Below are 15,143 nucleotides of genomic sequence, written 5' to 3'. Positions count from 1 at the left end.
CGTCAATCCCCGTCCAATGAGTTGAACCCGGCGCTGATACCCAAAGTCGGGCCTAGCCGAGTTGCGGCAATCTGACGGGCATCCTCGATTGACTGCTGCAGAGCCTCGATACGTAGCCGTCCTTGCGGTGACGACACTCCGCCAAGTGTCGGATCATCCAAGGATTGTGCGCGGAGGATTGCTTTTTCCAATGCACGATTGAGATCGGCCGAAATTTCGGGGTGGTTTGCGGATAGATGTGTCGCCAGGTCTCTCAGTGCGATCAAAGATAGCTCTACGTGCCTCAGCGAGCGGCCAGAGCGACGTGCCTCGGCGCGCTTGGGACGGGGTCGGTCGAAAGTCCCCATCGGACGCCCCAAACGTGTTTGGGCGGTGAATTCCAGCCCTGTGACCAGCGATTTATATAACTCTTGCAGGGCTTCGTTATCCGAACGGTAAGGGCCATCGGCACCTGGCTGGGTCAACGATGGCGCGTAGACTTTCCAATCTTCCGACATGGCGTTGGCGTTGCTGTTGATGTCAGTGGTGATGGCACGAATGAGCGCGCAACGATAAACCTTGGTTCCCTGGTCCGAAAACTGAGGTTCGTAAATCATCTGTTCCAAAGCAAAAAATCCGCGACCGGCGATCGAGGTTTCAGCGAAGAGCCCAGGGGTTGCGACAGCGGTGTCCTCCGAAGCAATCAGCCCGGACAACGCTTTGGCTGTGAACCCTTTGGTGTCAGGCCAGAAAGCCAAAGCAAACGCACGGTCGTCCACTTCGGATGGACCAAACCTAAGGTGGCTGGCGGAAATCCATTTGTCAAAAGCAGCGTGATAAGCGGCGCGCAGTTCAGACGATTCAGGTGTACAATCTGCCTGCGCTGTTGCGAAGAGCACAAAGGTTGCCTCTGACAATTCAGAAAATCTGGGCAGTATGTGTTCTTCAGTCACATCCGCAAGAACTTGCCCACGATCCTGTGCCGACACCACTGCAGGCAGACATATTGATAGGGCCAAAGCGAATTTACGCATCATAGACTCTCTAGAAAGCGGATCAGGGCGTCGCGATCGGGTTTTGGCATGGCAACAACTGTGTCACGAGCGGCCTGTGCTTCCCCTCCGTGCCACAAGATCGCTTCGAGCAGCGAGCGTGCGCGCCCGTCATGCAGAAACTGGGTATGACCCGAAACCTGTTGTGTCAGGCCCACTCCCCACAGAGGAGCAGTGCGCCATTCCCGGCCTGTGGCCCGCGCTTCGGGGCGATTGTCGGCCAAACCTTCGCCCATATCGTGCAGCAACAGATCGGTGTAGGGCCAGATCAATTGGAAACTGTGCTCGGGGCGGTCTTCCAAGCGGTGAGTCACATATGACGGGGTGTGGCACGACGTGCATCCCGTTTCGTGGAACACCTGTTTGCCGCGGAGAACTTGTGGATCGTCCAAGTTGCGGCGCTCGGGCACCCCCAGATTCCTGCTGTAAAAGGTGATCAGGTCCATTCCTTGCTGGTCGATCTCGAAAGTTCGGTCGTCGCCATCGCCATGCGGCGCCTTCACGCAATCCACTTGCAATTCAGTACAATCGCCGTGGCCAGCTGGATAAAGCGGGCTTGAAATTCCGATATCTCCGGCAAAGGCCGCTGCCGATTGCTCCATGATCGTGGGCATTCCGGCCTTATGGCCGAAGCGGCCCATCATGGGCTGTGCATATTCTGTAGCCCAAACGATATTGGGTCGTCCGGAAATGCCGTCTCCGTCTGCGTCGTCGGGATCGGTCTTGGCCAGTAGGTCTTCGACCGGAATCGCTTCCAGCAATCCCAAGCCGATCATTTGTGGCGCGACCCGCGGGCTAAGCATGGCCTGAGGGTGTAACGGCCCGTAACCCAGATCTGCCGCGACATATGTCGGTTTGCGCAGCGTGACAGTTTCGCCATCTGCAAGCGTAACTGGGATGTCCTCATAGGTGATGTCCAGCCGGTATTCTGCCGGATGGCCGGGCAGTGCCAGATCCTGCATCTGCCCGCCATAGTTTGGTTCAGGCTGCGTGGCGATGTAATCTTCGATCTCGGTAGGGTTGGCCCCGCCGGGGATCGAGATGCGCAGGAACATTGATACTGCGCTGTCATTCGGCCCATTTGGCGTATGACCGCGCCCGTCTTTAATGTGGCATCGCTGGCACGACCGCGCATTATAGAGCGGGCCCAGCCCATCTGACGCCAAAGTCGATGACGGAGAAGAGACCCAGAGCTTTTTGAAAAGCCCATTGCCGACCTTGAAGTCCAGCTCCTGTTCGAACTCCAGATTGCCTGACGGTTGCGAAAACGCGTCCGCATCCGTGCGCAAACGAACAGTCGCCGCCCCTGCGGGTAACTCTTCGAACTGTTGCGGTGCGCTGAAATCTTCAGGCGGGGCGGTCACTTTGGCGATCCGCGCGGCCTCGTCTTCGGTTCTCGGCAGAAAGTTGAGGTGAAGGTCCTGCAATTCGCCAGACAGTGAGGGGGTGGCCGCCAAAGCCGCCACCGCCGCGATCGAAAGCTTACTCGCCTTCGTCCATTTTCGATGCGTTGAGATGCGCATAATTGGCTTCGCCAATCCTTTCATACAGATCAAGCTGCGTTTCGAGGAAGTCGATGTGACCCTCTTCGTCGCTGATCAATTCTTCAAACAGGGACATGGTTACGTAGTCCCCGGCTTCGCGGCAGTATTCGCGGGCCTCAACATACAAAGCGCGCGCGTCGTGTTCGGCGGCCAGATCGCACTCCAGTGTTTCTTTGGGCGTCTGTCCGATCCGGAGAGGGTCCAGCTTTTGCAGGTTGGGGTGGCCTTCCAGAAAGATGATCCGTTCGATCAGTTTGTCTGCGTGGCCCATCTCTTCGATGCTTTCCTCGCGGCTTTTCTTGGCCATATGGCCAAGACCCCAATCTTCCTGCAAACGGTAGTGAAGCCAATACTGGCTGACCGCTGTCAGCTCATGCCGCAGGGATTTGTTGAGGTATTCGATTACTTTGGGGTCGCCCTTCATCTGCACTCTCCTGTGATACTTCGCTGCGTAACGCGCGAAGTTGCATGGGGACTTCCAGCTTATCGCTGGAACGCATGGTGTCTAGGAAAAGTGGCATGCATCCGCCACAATCCGCTGATTTTCCAAGGGCATGATAGATTTTGCCCGGGGTGATCACTGCATGGGGGTCCGACGCGCGCATCCAGTCGATCGCGGCATGGATTTCGGTGTCCGAGATGTTCGTGCAATGGCAAACGATCATGGCAAGGCGCCTTAGGCTGATAATCTGACTATAATAGTTGGTTAATTGACAGAAGTCCTGCGTCATACTGTCATTCAGCTCTCAAAAGCCCGAGAGGCGGCGGTGAGCCGCCTCTCGGCCAAGGTCATTGAAATACTGCGTTCGGGTTATCCAGACTGTCCGAACCTTCGATGCTGATCTGATCCAGCTCCAGCGTCGTAACGATCCGTTCGATCGTTTTGGTCTGATCGACCAGACCGTTCACGCCGCCCATGATCAAGGCTTCGCCACCTTCGTTGCCGCGTTCCAGCATCTGGTCATAGGCAAAACCGGCTTCAGCAGTCGATTTGATCAGGCCCAATGCCTGCATGGTGTTGGCCAGCTTAACCTTCATCTCGGCGTCCAGCGCCGGGTTGGTAGCGGTGACCAGATCAGACAGTGACGCGCCCGAGATCGGCGTTCCGTCGATCCGGGTGTAGCTGCCCAGATAAACGTTCTGGATGCCCAAGCCGTCGTAATAGTGGCTGTTATGGGTGTTGTCGGAAAAACAATCATGCTCTTCTTCGGGGTCGTTCAGCATCAGGCCAAGACGCATCCGCTCGCCCGCCTGTTCGCCATAAGACAGCGAACCCATACCCGTTAGAATTGCGCTGACACCTGCAGCTTCGTTTTCGGTCAAAGCAACGCGCGCGTCACCACCTTCGGCCCACTGGGCTGCCATCCACTCCAGATCGCTGACTAACAGGTCGGTGGCTGCGCTTAGGTATTGACCGCGTCGGTCGCAATGTCCGCCGGTGCAGTCGTCACCTTGGGCAAAATCGGTCCACGGACGGTCACCTGCGCCAGCATCATGGCCGTTCAGGTCCTGACCCCACAAAAGAAACTCGATCGCGTGGTAACCGGTGGCCACGTTTGCCTCGATTCCGTCTGCTTCGTGAAGGGTTTCTGCCAGCAATTCAGGCGTGATTTCCGATGCGTCGATTGTTTCGCCGGATAGTGTAAAGCTTGGGTTGGCGATGACGTTCAGTGCTGCAAACTCGTTTTCATCGGACGGCCCGCCGTAGGTGGCATCGACATAGTCGATCAGACCTTCGTCCAGAGGCCACGCGTTCACCTTGCCTTCCCAGTCATCAACAATGGCGTTGCCAAAGCGGTAGACCTCGGTCTGCTGATAGGGAACACGGGCGGCGATCCATGCCGCGCGGGCGGTGTTCAGGGTTGCATCTGACGGATTGGCGATCAGCGCGTTCACTGCAGATTGCAACGTCTGGGCTGCAATCAGGCTGTCTTCATACTTGGCTTCGGCAATATTGGCGTAAGTGGTCAGAACATCAGTTTTCGCCGGGGCAGCGACCGCAGAAACGGCGCAAAGTGTCAGGGCGCTTGTGGTTGCAATCAATCTGGTCATTGGGGGCAGGTCTTTCATCTCAGAAATTCAGATCCGGCGCCACGAAAGCGTCGGTTGCCTGATAACTGAGTGAATTAGTCAGCAATGTCAACCTGAGTTTTACTGTCAGGTATTTGGGTGTAGAGACTTCCCCAAATATAGTGGGCTTCCATCTTCAAGGCCGCACCTGTAGGAGGTACAACCAGTTTAAGTTAAAGTTAGTTGATTGGTTTTTTTGTGCGTAGGATTTGTTTTTCTACTGTTTTCGCGGCACTGTCGTTTTTATTTTTCAGCCAGGCCGGTCCGGCAACAGCGTGGCGCGATAGAGAGCCGAGTAGTGACGCAGTTCACTCTGGTTCCCGTCTTCTGATATCCATGAAAGTCGCCACTTTCGATGTGTTAGGCGACGTCTCTGCCAGTGAGGTTGCCGACGACAACGTGCTGATCGCTCGGGTGATCTCGGATTTGTCGGACCCACATGGATTTTTGGGCCTTCCGGTCGAAGCCGATTGTTCAGTGACGTCTGCGCGTGTGGTTCTTTCGGGTCATGGGCTAGGTCGCGGGACCTTGGTGGCCGGTGATGTTTTGGATTTGAAGTTCGAAGCGAAGTATGAAGTTGCGTGCCAGGATGCAGCTGTGTTGAAGCGCTTTGGGGAAACTCTTACCCCTTTTGCCAACACCAAAGGTTTCAGCATCCATATGGCAGATGCGGGTTTGTCCTTGCAAAGCTCCTGAAGTGCGGGGCCAAGCTGGGTGTCAGGAATTACTTCAGCCCGGCTCAGTCTTTAAAGGTAATGCGACTCCAGACGCAGTCATGATCCGAGAGTGGCTTTCCATCTTTTGATATGGACGTCACGATACCTGTCTCTAACGGGGTCAGTTTCCGACCAGCCAGCCAGTCCAGTTTCATCTGACGTTCGGGATGCGGCGTGATAAGGCTGGGGCGTGTGGTGAAACCCGGCGCGGTGAAACCCCAATCATAGCCCTGAGACTCGGCCAATCCGAACAGGGTTTCGTCCCTCCAATCAAAGGCGGGGGGTATATGATTGCCGGTGTTCAGGTCTCCTCCGATCAGAACGGGCAGACCGGGCGCGAATTCGTCTATAGCTTGCAACAGCTTCTGGAATTGACCGAAACGATGCGCAGCATCGGCATTGCTTTCCAGATGTGTGGACACCAGACATAAAAGCCCACGGTCGGTTGGAACCACCGCAGCGATCGCCATGCGACCTCCGATTCTTGGCTGCTCTGGGTCAGCGGCGCCGGAATCGGTGCAGAACCAGTGTCCGTGATCGTCCAGCCGGATCAGCGCCGTACGTTCGAACGGAACCGAGGACAAGATCGCGTTGCCATGCCAACCGAGAGAATTGGTAGCGTCCGTGCAATAGGCGCGTTCGGTTGCCCCGCCCAAGCCAAGTTCGTGAAACTCGACTCCGAAAGCGTAGGTCATGCCAAGTGCGCTTGCCATCACCTCGGTCGTGTGCCGTTGCGCCGTGCGGGCCATGCCGTGGTCCACTTCGGACAACAGAACGACATCAGGAGAAACACTTTGCAGATGCGCGGCCGTCTCTTCCGGAAACAAACAGCGCTCAACGTTCCAGGCGGCGACCGTGAATTCTGACGGCAACTGGTCTGCCTTAGGTGTTCCACCGACCTGGACAGCATTCAATGCCGGAAGATCACCAAGCAAATGGCGGTGTGTTTGTGCCGTGCGATCCGCCGACAGGATTGTGGCCCGCTGGTTCGGTGAAACCGCAGGTAGCGTCGCAAGGGTTTGAGTAATCACAGGCGCAGCCCCGTATCCTTGTCGAACAGGCGTAGTGCTTCGGGCTTCAACTTGATCCGTGTTTCACCTGTATGGGCTGTATCTTCTTTACCAATCATGACCGAGAACGGCTGGTCATCGATCCGCCCATGCAGCAGGCGATGAGCGCCCAATTCCTCAAGGATATCAACATGAAACTTCACCTGGCCTTGGTCGTCCAGCTCTACATCTTCGGGGCGTATTCCCATTGTGATCGGGCCGCTAAACGCCTCAGGGGCGACCATTAACCCGTCATACCCATTTATTTTGACCTGTTTCTGATCGATTTCAGCCCGGATCAGGTTCATCGGTGGTGCCCCCATGAACGAGGCCACAAAGGTCGAGGCGGGGTTGTGATAGATCTCGGACGGCGTGCCGATCTGTTCGATCCGGCCCGCGTTCAGGACGATGATCCGGTCGGCCATCGTCATCGCTTCGACCTGATCGTGGGTGACATAAACGGCGGTGGTACCAAGGCGGCGCTGCAGGGCCTTGATCTCGATCCGCATCTGGTTGCGCAGCTTGGCGTCGAGGTTCGACAACGGTTCATCAAACAAGAACAGCGCCGGGTCACGCACTACGGCACGGCCCATGGCGACGCGCTGGCGCTGACCGCCTGACAACTGCGCCGGTTTGCGGTCCAGATACTCGGTCAGGTTCAGCATCTTGGCGGCGTCTTCGACCTTGGCCGCGATCTCGGAGGCCGGGGTGCCGCGATTCTTGAGGCCATAACCGATATTCTTGCGGACGGTCATATGCGGATATAGCGCATAGTTCTGGAACACCATCGCAATGTCCCGATCCGCCGGGTCCACATCGTTGACCACCCGATCGCCGATTTTAAGCGTACCTTCGGTGATGTCCTCCAGCCCCGCGATCATCCGCAGCAAGGTAGACTTGCCGCAGCCCGAGGGGCCGACCAGCACGACAAACTCGCCGTCCTGAATGGTGAAGCTGGTGGTCTGAACCGCCTGAAAGCCGTTGGGATAGACCTTGCGGATGCCCTCTAATGAAACCTGAGCCATGCGCGTATTCCTTATTTGTCGGATTCTGTGAGGCCCTTGACGAACCAGTTTTGGAAAAAGACGACGATCGCCACGGGTGGGATCATCGCGACAATGGCCAGCGCCAATGCCTGCCCGTGTTCTGGGATCTGACTATCTGTGTAGGACAGCACGATCTGTTTGATGCCCCGGACCAGGGTGAAAAAGCTCTCATCCGTCGTGATCAGCGTGGGCCACAGATATTGGTTCCATCCAAAAACGAACATGATGATGAAGATCGCCGCGATCATCGTCCGGCTAAGCGGCACGAGGATATCGACAAAGAACTTCCATGGGCCTGCGCCGTCGATCCGGGCGGCCTCGGCCAGCTCCTCAGGGACGGACATGAAGAACTGACGGAAAAAGAACGTGCCGGTTGCGGAGGCGATCAGCGGCACGATCAGCCCGGTATAGGTGTTGGTCAGACCCAGTTTCTGGATCGCCTCGTATGAGGGCAGGATGCGCACCTCCAGCGGCAGCAACAGGGTGGTGAAGATCACCCAGAAGGCCAGCGTGGCAAAGCGCAGGCGGAAATAGACGATGGCATAGGCCGCCATCATCGAGATGATAATCTTGCCCACCGCAAAGCCAATGCCCAGAATGAACGAGTTCATCAGCATCAGCATCCCGTCGACCGTTTGGGTAAAGCCGCCCTTTTCGAACATGGCGGAGTGAAAGTTCTTGCCCAGATCGTCGCCCAGCGTCAGCTGCAACCCCTCGCGGTGGATCGTTACCGCATCGTGGCTGGCCGTGGTCAGCGCCAGCAGAGGCGGCAGCATCATCAGCAGCGACCCGAGGATCAGAACGGTGTGATCGCCGATCGCGCCCCATTTGATCCGGCGGGGACGATGGGTTTCAACGGGAGTTTCGAGTGTTGTCTCAGCCATGTCCAAAGCCCTTACGTATAGTGAATCCGGCGTTCCACCAGCCGGAACTGAAACACGGTCAGCAGCAGAACCAACACCATCAGGATGACCGATTGTGCCGATGATCCGCCCAGGTCGTTGCCTCGAAAGCCGTCCAGATAAACCTTGTAGACCAACGTCATCGGGTTGTTGCCCGGCTCGCCTTTCATCAATGCGTCGATGATGCCGAACGTGTCGAACAGGGCGTAGGTGATGTTGATGATCAGCAAGAAAAATGCGGTGGGGGCCAGCAGCGGGAAGGTCACTTGCCAGAACCGTCCAGTGGCGGATCGGTTGTCGATCATCGCGGCCTCGCGCACCGATCGGGGGATGGATTGCAGGCCGGACAAGAAAAAGATGAAGTTCACCGGGATCTGCTTCCAAACGGCCACGATGACCATAGCGGTTGCAGTTGCGTTGTAATCCACGCCCAGTTTGAAATCCCACCCGAACATCTGAAAGAACTTGGTCAGCGGTCCGGTGCTTTGATCAAAGAACAGGATACCCATGAAGCCCGCGACCGGCGGCGCGATGGCATAGACCCACATCAGCAGCGTGCGATAGGTCTTGGCGCCTCGGATTACCTTGTCTGCCTTCACGGCCAGCAACAGCGCGATGGCCAGAGAGAAGAACGTCACCAGAACCGAGTAGATGATCGTAAATCCGGCGACACGCTTGTACTGGTCGTTGCCTACAAGCGACGTGTAGTTCTCGCCACCCACAAAGGTCGAGCCAAACCCGAAAGGGTCCTGCAGATAGAATGAGGATTGCAGTGCCCAGCCCGCAGGCCAGTAGAAAAAGATGGCGATGATCATTAACTGTGGCAGCAGTAGCGCCACAGGCAGCCAGATATTGTCGAAGCCCGCACGTTTCATTGAGTGGTCCAGTAAGAAAAAAGAGCGATGGCCGCGCCGTGATAGCGCGACCATCCCTGGGGGTGATACGGGTGCTTAGCCCTGGGTCTTGGCGAAGCGGGCCAGCAGTTCGTTGGCTTCCTCTTCGATGGTTTTGAACGCGGTTTCCACGTCGGTTTCACCGGTCAGGATACGGCCATATTCGCGGTTCATGATGTCGCGGATCTGAACGTAAAAGCCCATGCGGTAACCCTTGGTGTTGTCGCCCGCCTTGTCTTGCAGCTGGTTGACGCCAACTTCGGCAGCCGGGTAACGGTCATAGTGGCCGTCTTTCTTGGCAACTTCATAAGCGGCCTCGGTGATCGGCACATAGCCGGTTTCCTGATGCCAGAAATACTGGGTTTCAGGCGCGGTCAGGAAGCGGAAGAATTCGGCCGTGGCTTTGTTTTCCTCGTCCGATTGGCCGGACATAGCAAACAGAGCCGCACCACCGATAAAGGTCTGTGTAGGCTCGGCGGTCACTGCTTCCCAATAGGGCAACTCGGTCGCGCTGAATTCGAACGGCAGATCTTTCTGCAGCAGGCCGCCGAACGAGCCCGAAGAGCCCAGCCACATGGCCACTTTGCCTTCCTCGAACGGCTTGGCGTTGTCGCCCCAGCCGGTGCCGTACCATTCGAACAGACCGTCGTCTTTCCATTCGGACACAGCGGTGAAGTGCGCTTTGATCGCGTCGTTGTTCACCAGAATCTGTGTGTCGGTGCCGTCATAGCCATTGTTGTTGGTGGCAAACGGCAGGTTGTGGCGCGACATGAAGTTTTCGGTGAAGATCCAGGGCAGGTGCGACTGGCTCAGTGCGATGTAGCCTGCGTCTTTCAGCGCGGGGGCGGTTGTCGCCTGGAACTCTTCCCAGGTTTTCGGCGGGGTCACGCCTGCCGCTTCCAGCGCGTCGACATTATAATACAGGATCGGTGTCGACGAGTTGAACGGCATGCCGATCATCTTGCCGTCGCTGTCGGCATAGAAGTAACGCACACCGGCGATATAGTCGTTGATGTCGAAGTCGACGCCATTGTTGGCCAGAAGGTCCTGAACCGGGATGGTTGCGCCCTTGGCTCCGATTACGGTCGCGGCACCGGCGTCGAACACCTGCATGACGTTGGGCTGTTCGCCCGCGCGGAAGGCGGCGATACCTGCAGTCAGGGTTTCCTCGTAGCTGCCTTTATAGACCGGAGTGATCTTGTATTCGTCTTGCGAGGCGTTGAAATCCTCGGCCAGTTTGTTGACGGTTTCGCCCAGCTGGCCGCCCATGGCGTGCCACCAGGTGATTTCGGTTTCGGCAAAAGCCGCAGTCGCGGAAAAGGCGACGGCCGCAGCGGTTGCGCAGAATGTCAGGTTGGTCATGTCTCTCTCCGGTTTGGTGGTTCCCGCGTTTGCGGCCAACACACCAGTTCGCGGGGCTGGTGCCCCTTGCAGCAAAAAAAGCAGAGCAAACGGACATGGTCCGCTTGCGAATGCACAGTGTGTGCACACGTGGTCACATACGCAGTTCCTGTGACAGTTCGGTGAAAGATTTATTGCAATATTGACAAATTATATGGAAACGGAGGACAGCTTAGGGGTGGCTGACGACAACAGTAAACCTGCCGAAAGGCCCCGCCGTGTAACGGCGCAAACCGTCGCTGACGCCGCCGGGGTTTCGCGGTCTGCCGTGTCGCGCGCGTTTACTCCGGGCGCGTATCTTGATGCGGGTAAGCGCCGGAAAATTCAAGAAATTGCCACACATATGGGGTATCAACCAAATGCGTTGGCCGCAGGGTTGAAGGGCGGACGCTCGCATCTTGTGGCGGTGTTTGTTGGCAATATGCGCAGCGCGTATGACTCGGAATTCGTGCATCGTTTGGTCGGTCGATTGAATGCTTTGAACAAGTGGCCGGTCCTGATTGATGGTGAAGATGATCGGGCCGGCTCCGCTATCGACCAGGTGCTGCGCTACCCGCTGGACGCTTTGATTCTGCGCGGCGGCAGTATGCCTGAATCGGTAGTGACGCAATGCAGTAAATTCGGCGTCCCAATGATCTCATCAGGGCGCATCGTGGATGCATTGGGCGTAGACAATGTATGCTGCAGAAACGCGCTAGGTATGCAGATAGCGACTCGGGCTTTGGTTGATCGCGGTCGCCAGCGATTTGGTTACATCGCGGGTGCGTCGGGATTTGGGTCCTCCGCCGACCGTCAAGCCGGTGTTTTACAAGCTTTGCGGGAAGCTGGACTTTCACTACTGGTTGAAGAAGCCGGAGAGTTCACGGTCGAAGCTGGGTACTGTGCAGCGGTCAGGATGTTTGAAACTCATCAGTTGGATGCACTTGTTTGCGCCAATGATGCAAGCGCAATCGGCGCCCTAGCAGCTGCGCGAGAGCTGGGCTTGGATGTGCCGGGTGCACTGTCGATTGTCGGTTTTGATGACATTGAAATGGCGGGCTGGCCCATGTTTAATCTGAGTACAGTAAACAATCCAATTGACGAGGCTGTCGAGCAGGTCATCTGGCTGCTAGAGCGGCGTCTCGCCGACCCGGCAAAAGAAAGTGAGACAGTGTTGATTGACCCCTTCTTCGTTCCGCGTGGGACACACTGAAACGTGTGGGAAGAAATGGTAGCGGAGGTCCGTCTTGGACACAAACCCCACACATTAACACTCTGTAAAATACGGGTACCGTGACCTTCAAGGGGTAAGCCGAAAGGTCAATTGTCGTAGCGGTGCCCTGACTGGCGAATTCGTTCAAAGAGATTGGCCTTCACCGGGGTGCTCTGCGTTGAAGGCCGTCGCTATTGCGGCAAGGGGAACGTCTTACATGGCCTCCAAGGTATGCTGGAGGCCATTTCGAATGTGATCTTCCAACAGCCTCTTCGCCGTGTCGGCGTCTCTGGCCAGCGCGGCATCGAACATGCCCTTGTGCTCCTTGACCGCTTCTTCGCCGCGATAAGTCAGCACAAGCATTTGATACCGCAAGTACTTGTCGTAGATGATGGAGTGCAGAGACAGAAGGTTCTTGGAGTTACAGGCTGCGATCATCGCTTGGTGAAACTCCCAATCATATCGTTTCCAGGTTTCTTTCTCGGACTCGTCGCCCTTGAGAAGCTGCTGTTCCATCAGGTGCAGTTTGTGGTGTGCGGCAACGAGGTTGCCTTCCCAGTCAGTGTCGCCATTCACAATGGACAACTCCAACGCGTGGCATTCCAACAGGACACGCAGCTCTGATATCTCGATCAGGTCTTCACGGGAGACCGGTGTAACCAGGAACCCCCGTTGCTCGGGAGCTTCGACAAATCCGTCGCTGGCGAGCCTGTTCAGCGTTTCACGAAGTGTCGAAAGGCTTGCCGAGTAGCGTTCCTTCAAAGCGTCCAGCTTCAGTTTGGAGCCGGGTTGCAGCTCTCCGAAGATGATATCCCGCTTGATGCGCTGATAGGTGCTCGCACCTATCGTAGACGGCTGTTTCGCCATGCGTTTCACCCGATATTATCAGTTTCCTCGTTGAATTAGCATTTTTCGGAGACATCAGCAATCCAAACTGATGTATGGTAAAAATAAAAATATCATACATTATTGCGGAATCGCGAAAACCCCAATACGGTCGTGGCCAAGTTGGGCAAAAGCAGCCTGATCGCAATCATCGGTTTCGGGATTTTCCGGACCCTCCGGAAGGAAGCAAAGTGTCTAAGAACTTTCGCATTGCCATTGTCGGCATTGGTCTTGTTGGACGCCGCCACGCAGACGCTATCCGAGCGTTGCGCCATGTTGATCTCGTCGCGGTGGTCGACCCCAGTGATGAAGGTCGTGCTTACGCCGTTGAACACGGGGTCGCATGTTACGAGACCCTAGAGGAAATGTTTGCAAATCAGACGCCGGACGGAGCTGTGCTTGCGACCCCGACCACGCTTCATGTCGAACAAGGCCTCAAGTGTGTTCGACGTGGTTGTCCCGTTCTTGTCGAAAAACCGATCGCCGTAGAAGCCACCGCTGCACTTGAGCTTGTTCAAGCAGCGGAGAAGGCCAATGTGCCACTGATGGTCGGACATCATCGTCGACACAATCCTCTGATCCGGTCAGCTAAGGAAGCCATTGTCGATGGGAAGATTGGAGATGTGCGCGCTGTCCATGCGAATTGCTGGTTCTATAAGCCAGACGAGTATTTTGATGCTGCGCCCTGGAGAAAGAAACCCGGTGCAGGGCCCATCTCGGTCAATCTTGTCCACGACGTTGATCTGCTGCGGTACCTGGCCGGAGAAGTCATGACCGTACAGGCTCAGTCGGCTGCATCGCAGCGGGGTTACGACAACGAAGATGTTGCCGGTGCTCTGTTGACGTTCGAAAGCGGGGCGATAGGAACCATAAGTGTGTCCGACAGCATCGTTGCGCCATGGAGCTGGGAGATGACGTCTCAGGAATATCCAATCTATCCTTCAACCACTGAGAGTAGCTACATGATAGGTGGCTCTCATGGTTCGTTGTCCGTTCCCGATCTCCGCCTATGGAGTTACCAGAGAGAGCAAAGGGATTGGTGGACGCCAATCTCATCAACCGCGCTGAAGAAGGGTGCCTCTGACCCCCTGGTCAATCAGCTTAGGCACTTTGTTGAAGTAGCTCGACACGAAGCAGAACCGATTGTGTCTGGATGGGAAGGCTTCAGAACGCTTCAAGTTATTGAAGCTATTCAGAATTCCTGCAGAACAGGTGGAACGGTCAGGATCAAAAACTCACAAAAAACACCAATGGTAGGTATGACAGCAGTGTAAAATATCAGATATTTTGTAAAAAATCTTGCAAAATGTCCAAAATAGGTCAAAACTCTGAATCGCAAAAAAGAAGCATCATGATGTCTCAGGGAGGAGCAAAGTGATTACCAAACTTACCCGCCGGGCTGCTGTATCAGCCCTGGTCGCAACCGGTGTTCTGTTTAGCGCAACAAGTGGTGCGCTGGCGGAAGACAAAGTGCAACTTCGCCTTGCAACATCAGGATCGGAGACCGATCAGCGCTCAGTCGCTATGGCCGAGGTTTTCGCGCCCATGGTCGCTGATTTCGCAAGTTATGAGCCCAGTTATAACGGCACGATTTTCGCTCAGGGTACTGAGCTGGATGCCATCAGCCGGGGTAACCTGGAAATGTCGATTACCTCGGCGCAGGAACTGGCACAGTTCTTCCCCGAGTTTTCGATCTTTACCGCAGGCTATGTCCACCAGGACGCCGCGCATCAGGTGGCTGTCTTCAACGATCCCTTGATGGATGCCTTTAAGCAAAAGGCCGAGGAAGAACTGGGCGTCAAACTGCTGTCGGTCATGTATCTGGGCCGTCGTCAGGTGAACCTGCGCCAGCCCAAGGATGAACTGACTGTCAGCACCCCGGCTGATCTGGAGGGTGTGAACCTGCGGATGCCGGGCACAGATGCGTGGCAGTTCCTTGGCAAAGCGCTGGGTGCCGCCCCGACCCCGATGGCGTTCTCGGAAGTTTACACCGCTTTGTCGACCGGTGCCGTTGACGGTCAGGACAACCCGTTGCCGACCGTGGTTGACGCCAAGTTTTACGAAGTGACCAATCAGATCATCCTGACATCGCACTTGGTCGACTTGAACTATATCGCCATCGGCAAAGAGGTTTGGGACGGGTTGACGCCGGAACAGCAAGCCAAGGTTCAGGAAGCTGCGGACGCAGCAGCTGAATCAGGCCGTCAGAAGCAGCTTCAGAAAGAAGAGGATCTTGTCAGTTTCCTGAAAGAGCAAGGCATGGAGATCTACGAACCCGATCTCGCGGCGTTCCGCGATCAGGTACAGTCTATGTATCTGGAAAGCGAGTTCGCGGGCTCATGGCCCGAAGGCGTTCTGGATCAGATCAACGCTCTGGGCAACTGAGCCCAGCAAGACAAGGGAGGGAGAACCAT

15 protein-coding genes are annotated in these 15,143 nt (G+C 56.1%); 4 read left to right on the top strand and 11 right to left on the bottom strand.

Annotated elements, in window-relative coordinates:
- Positions 1-2 precede the first annotated feature (2 nt).
- The 5 genes from J7380_RS07515 to J7380_RS07495 form a co-directional block, all read right to left on the bottom strand.
- Positions 3-1,016 (bottom strand): imelysin family protein, encoded by a 1,014-nt coding sequence (locus J7380_RS07515; protein WP_348539088.1) that lies wholly within the window; start codon positions 1,014-1,016, stop codon positions 3-5.
- Positions 1,013-2,554 (bottom strand): di-heme oxidoredictase family protein, encoded by a 1,542-nt coding sequence (locus J7380_RS07510; protein ID WP_209195181.1) that lies wholly within the window; start codon positions 2,552-2,554, stop codon positions 1,013-1,015. The genes J7380_RS07515 and J7380_RS07510 overlap by 4 nt, the downstream gene beginning before the upstream one ends.
- Complete coding sequence (gene bfr / locus J7380_RS07505) at positions 2,514-2,999, bottom strand: bacterioferritin (RefSeq protein ID WP_170751522.1); 486 nt, start codon at positions 2,997-2,999, stop codon at positions 2,514-2,516. The genes J7380_RS07510 and bfr overlap by 41 nt, the downstream gene beginning before the upstream one ends.
- Positions 2,947-3,240, bottom strand: coding sequence for a (2Fe-2S)-binding protein (locus J7380_RS07500; protein ID WP_170724151.1), 294 nt, complete (start codon positions 3,238-3,240; stop codon positions 2,947-2,949). Before J7380_RS07500 ends, bfr begins: the two co-directional genes overlap by 53 nt.
- 124 nt (positions 3,241-3,364) lie before the next feature.
- Complete coding sequence (locus J7380_RS07495; protein WP_209195180.1) at positions 3,365-4,627, bottom strand: imelysin family protein; 1,263 nt, start codon at positions 4,625-4,627, stop codon at positions 3,365-3,367.
- Positions 4,628-4,981: 354 nt separating this feature from the next.
- On the opposite strand from J7380_RS07495, the gene J7380_RS07490 reads away from it, so the two are divergent.
- Complete coding sequence (locus J7380_RS07490) at positions 4,982-5,341, top strand: hypothetical protein (RefSeq protein WP_209195179.1); 360 nt, start codon at positions 4,982-4,984, stop codon at positions 5,339-5,341.
- Between the two features lie 43 nt (positions 5,342-5,384).
- Here the strand turns inward: J7380_RS07490 and J7380_RS07485 are convergent, their stop codons facing one another.
- From J7380_RS07485 to J7380_RS07465, 5 genes are all read right to left on the bottom strand, one after another.
- The gene (locus J7380_RS07485) at positions 5,385-6,392 is read right to left on the bottom strand and encodes an endonuclease/exonuclease/phosphatase family protein (protein ID WP_348539087.1); all 1,008 of its coding nucleotides are present in this window, start codon (positions 6,390-6,392) and stop codon (positions 5,385-5,387) included.
- Positions 6,389-7,435: a sn-glycerol-3-phosphate ABC transporter ATP-binding protein UgpC gene (gene ugpC / locus J7380_RS07480; RefSeq protein WP_209195178.1), complete on the bottom strand. Its 1,047-nt coding sequence runs from the start codon at positions 7,433-7,435 to the stop codon at positions 6,389-6,391. The genes J7380_RS07485 and ugpC overlap by 4 nt, the downstream gene beginning before the upstream one ends.
- 11 nt (positions 7,436-7,446) lie before the next feature.
- Complete coding sequence (locus tag J7380_RS07475) at positions 7,447-8,340, bottom strand: ABC transporter permease subunit (RefSeq protein WP_209195177.1); 894 nt, start codon at positions 8,338-8,340, stop codon at positions 7,447-7,449.
- A gap of 11 nt (positions 8,341-8,351) precedes the next feature.
- Complete coding sequence (locus J7380_RS07470) at positions 8,352-9,233, bottom strand: ABC transporter permease subunit (protein WP_170353343.1); 882 nt, start codon at positions 9,231-9,233, stop codon at positions 8,352-8,354.
- 75 nt (positions 9,234-9,308) lie between these two features.
- Complete coding sequence (locus tag J7380_RS07465) at positions 9,309-10,613, bottom strand: extracellular solute-binding protein (protein ID WP_170353342.1); 1,305 nt, start codon at positions 10,611-10,613, stop codon at positions 9,309-9,311.
- A 217-nt stretch (positions 10,614-10,830) separates the two neighbouring features.
- Between J7380_RS07465 and J7380_RS07460 the strand changes: the two genes are divergently transcribed.
- Complete coding sequence (locus tag J7380_RS07460; protein WP_348539086.1) at positions 10,831-11,844, top strand: LacI family DNA-binding transcriptional regulator; 1,014 nt, start codon at positions 10,831-10,833, stop codon at positions 11,842-11,844.
- Positions 11,845-12,057: 213 nt separating this feature from the next.
- Here J7380_RS07460 and J7380_RS07455 read toward each other — a convergent pair whose 3' ends face one another.
- The gene (locus J7380_RS07455; RefSeq protein WP_209195175.1) at positions 12,058-12,711 is read right to left on the bottom strand and encodes a GntR family transcriptional regulator; all 654 of its coding nucleotides are present in this window, start codon (positions 12,709-12,711) and stop codon (positions 12,058-12,060) included.
- A gap of 209 nt (positions 12,712-12,920) precedes the next feature.
- On the opposite strand from J7380_RS07455, the gene J7380_RS07450 reads away from it, so the two are divergent.
- Both J7380_RS07450 and dctP read left to right on the top strand, forming a co-directional pair.
- The gene (locus tag J7380_RS07450) at positions 12,921-14,003 is read left to right on the top strand and encodes a Gfo/Idh/MocA family oxidoreductase (RefSeq protein WP_209195174.1); all 1,083 of its coding nucleotides are present in this window, start codon (positions 12,921-12,923) and stop codon (positions 14,001-14,003) included.
- 100 nt (positions 14,004-14,103) lie between these two features.
- A complete protein-coding gene (gene dctP, locus J7380_RS07445; protein ID WP_209195173.1) occupies positions 14,104-15,114 on the top strand; it encodes a TRAP transporter substrate-binding protein DctP in 1,011 nt (336 codons plus the stop codon).
- Positions 15,115-15,143 lie beyond the last annotated feature (29 nt).

Origin of the sequence: Ruegeria sp. R8_1, from assembly GCF_017743815.1 — a bacterium.
Taxonomy (GTDB): domain Bacteria; phylum Pseudomonadota; class Alphaproteobacteria; order Rhodobacterales; family Rhodobacteraceae; genus Ruegeria; species Ruegeria lacuscaerulensis_A.
Note: the sequence above shows the minus strand (reverse complement) of the source record. Positions and strands in the feature narration are given on the sequence as shown.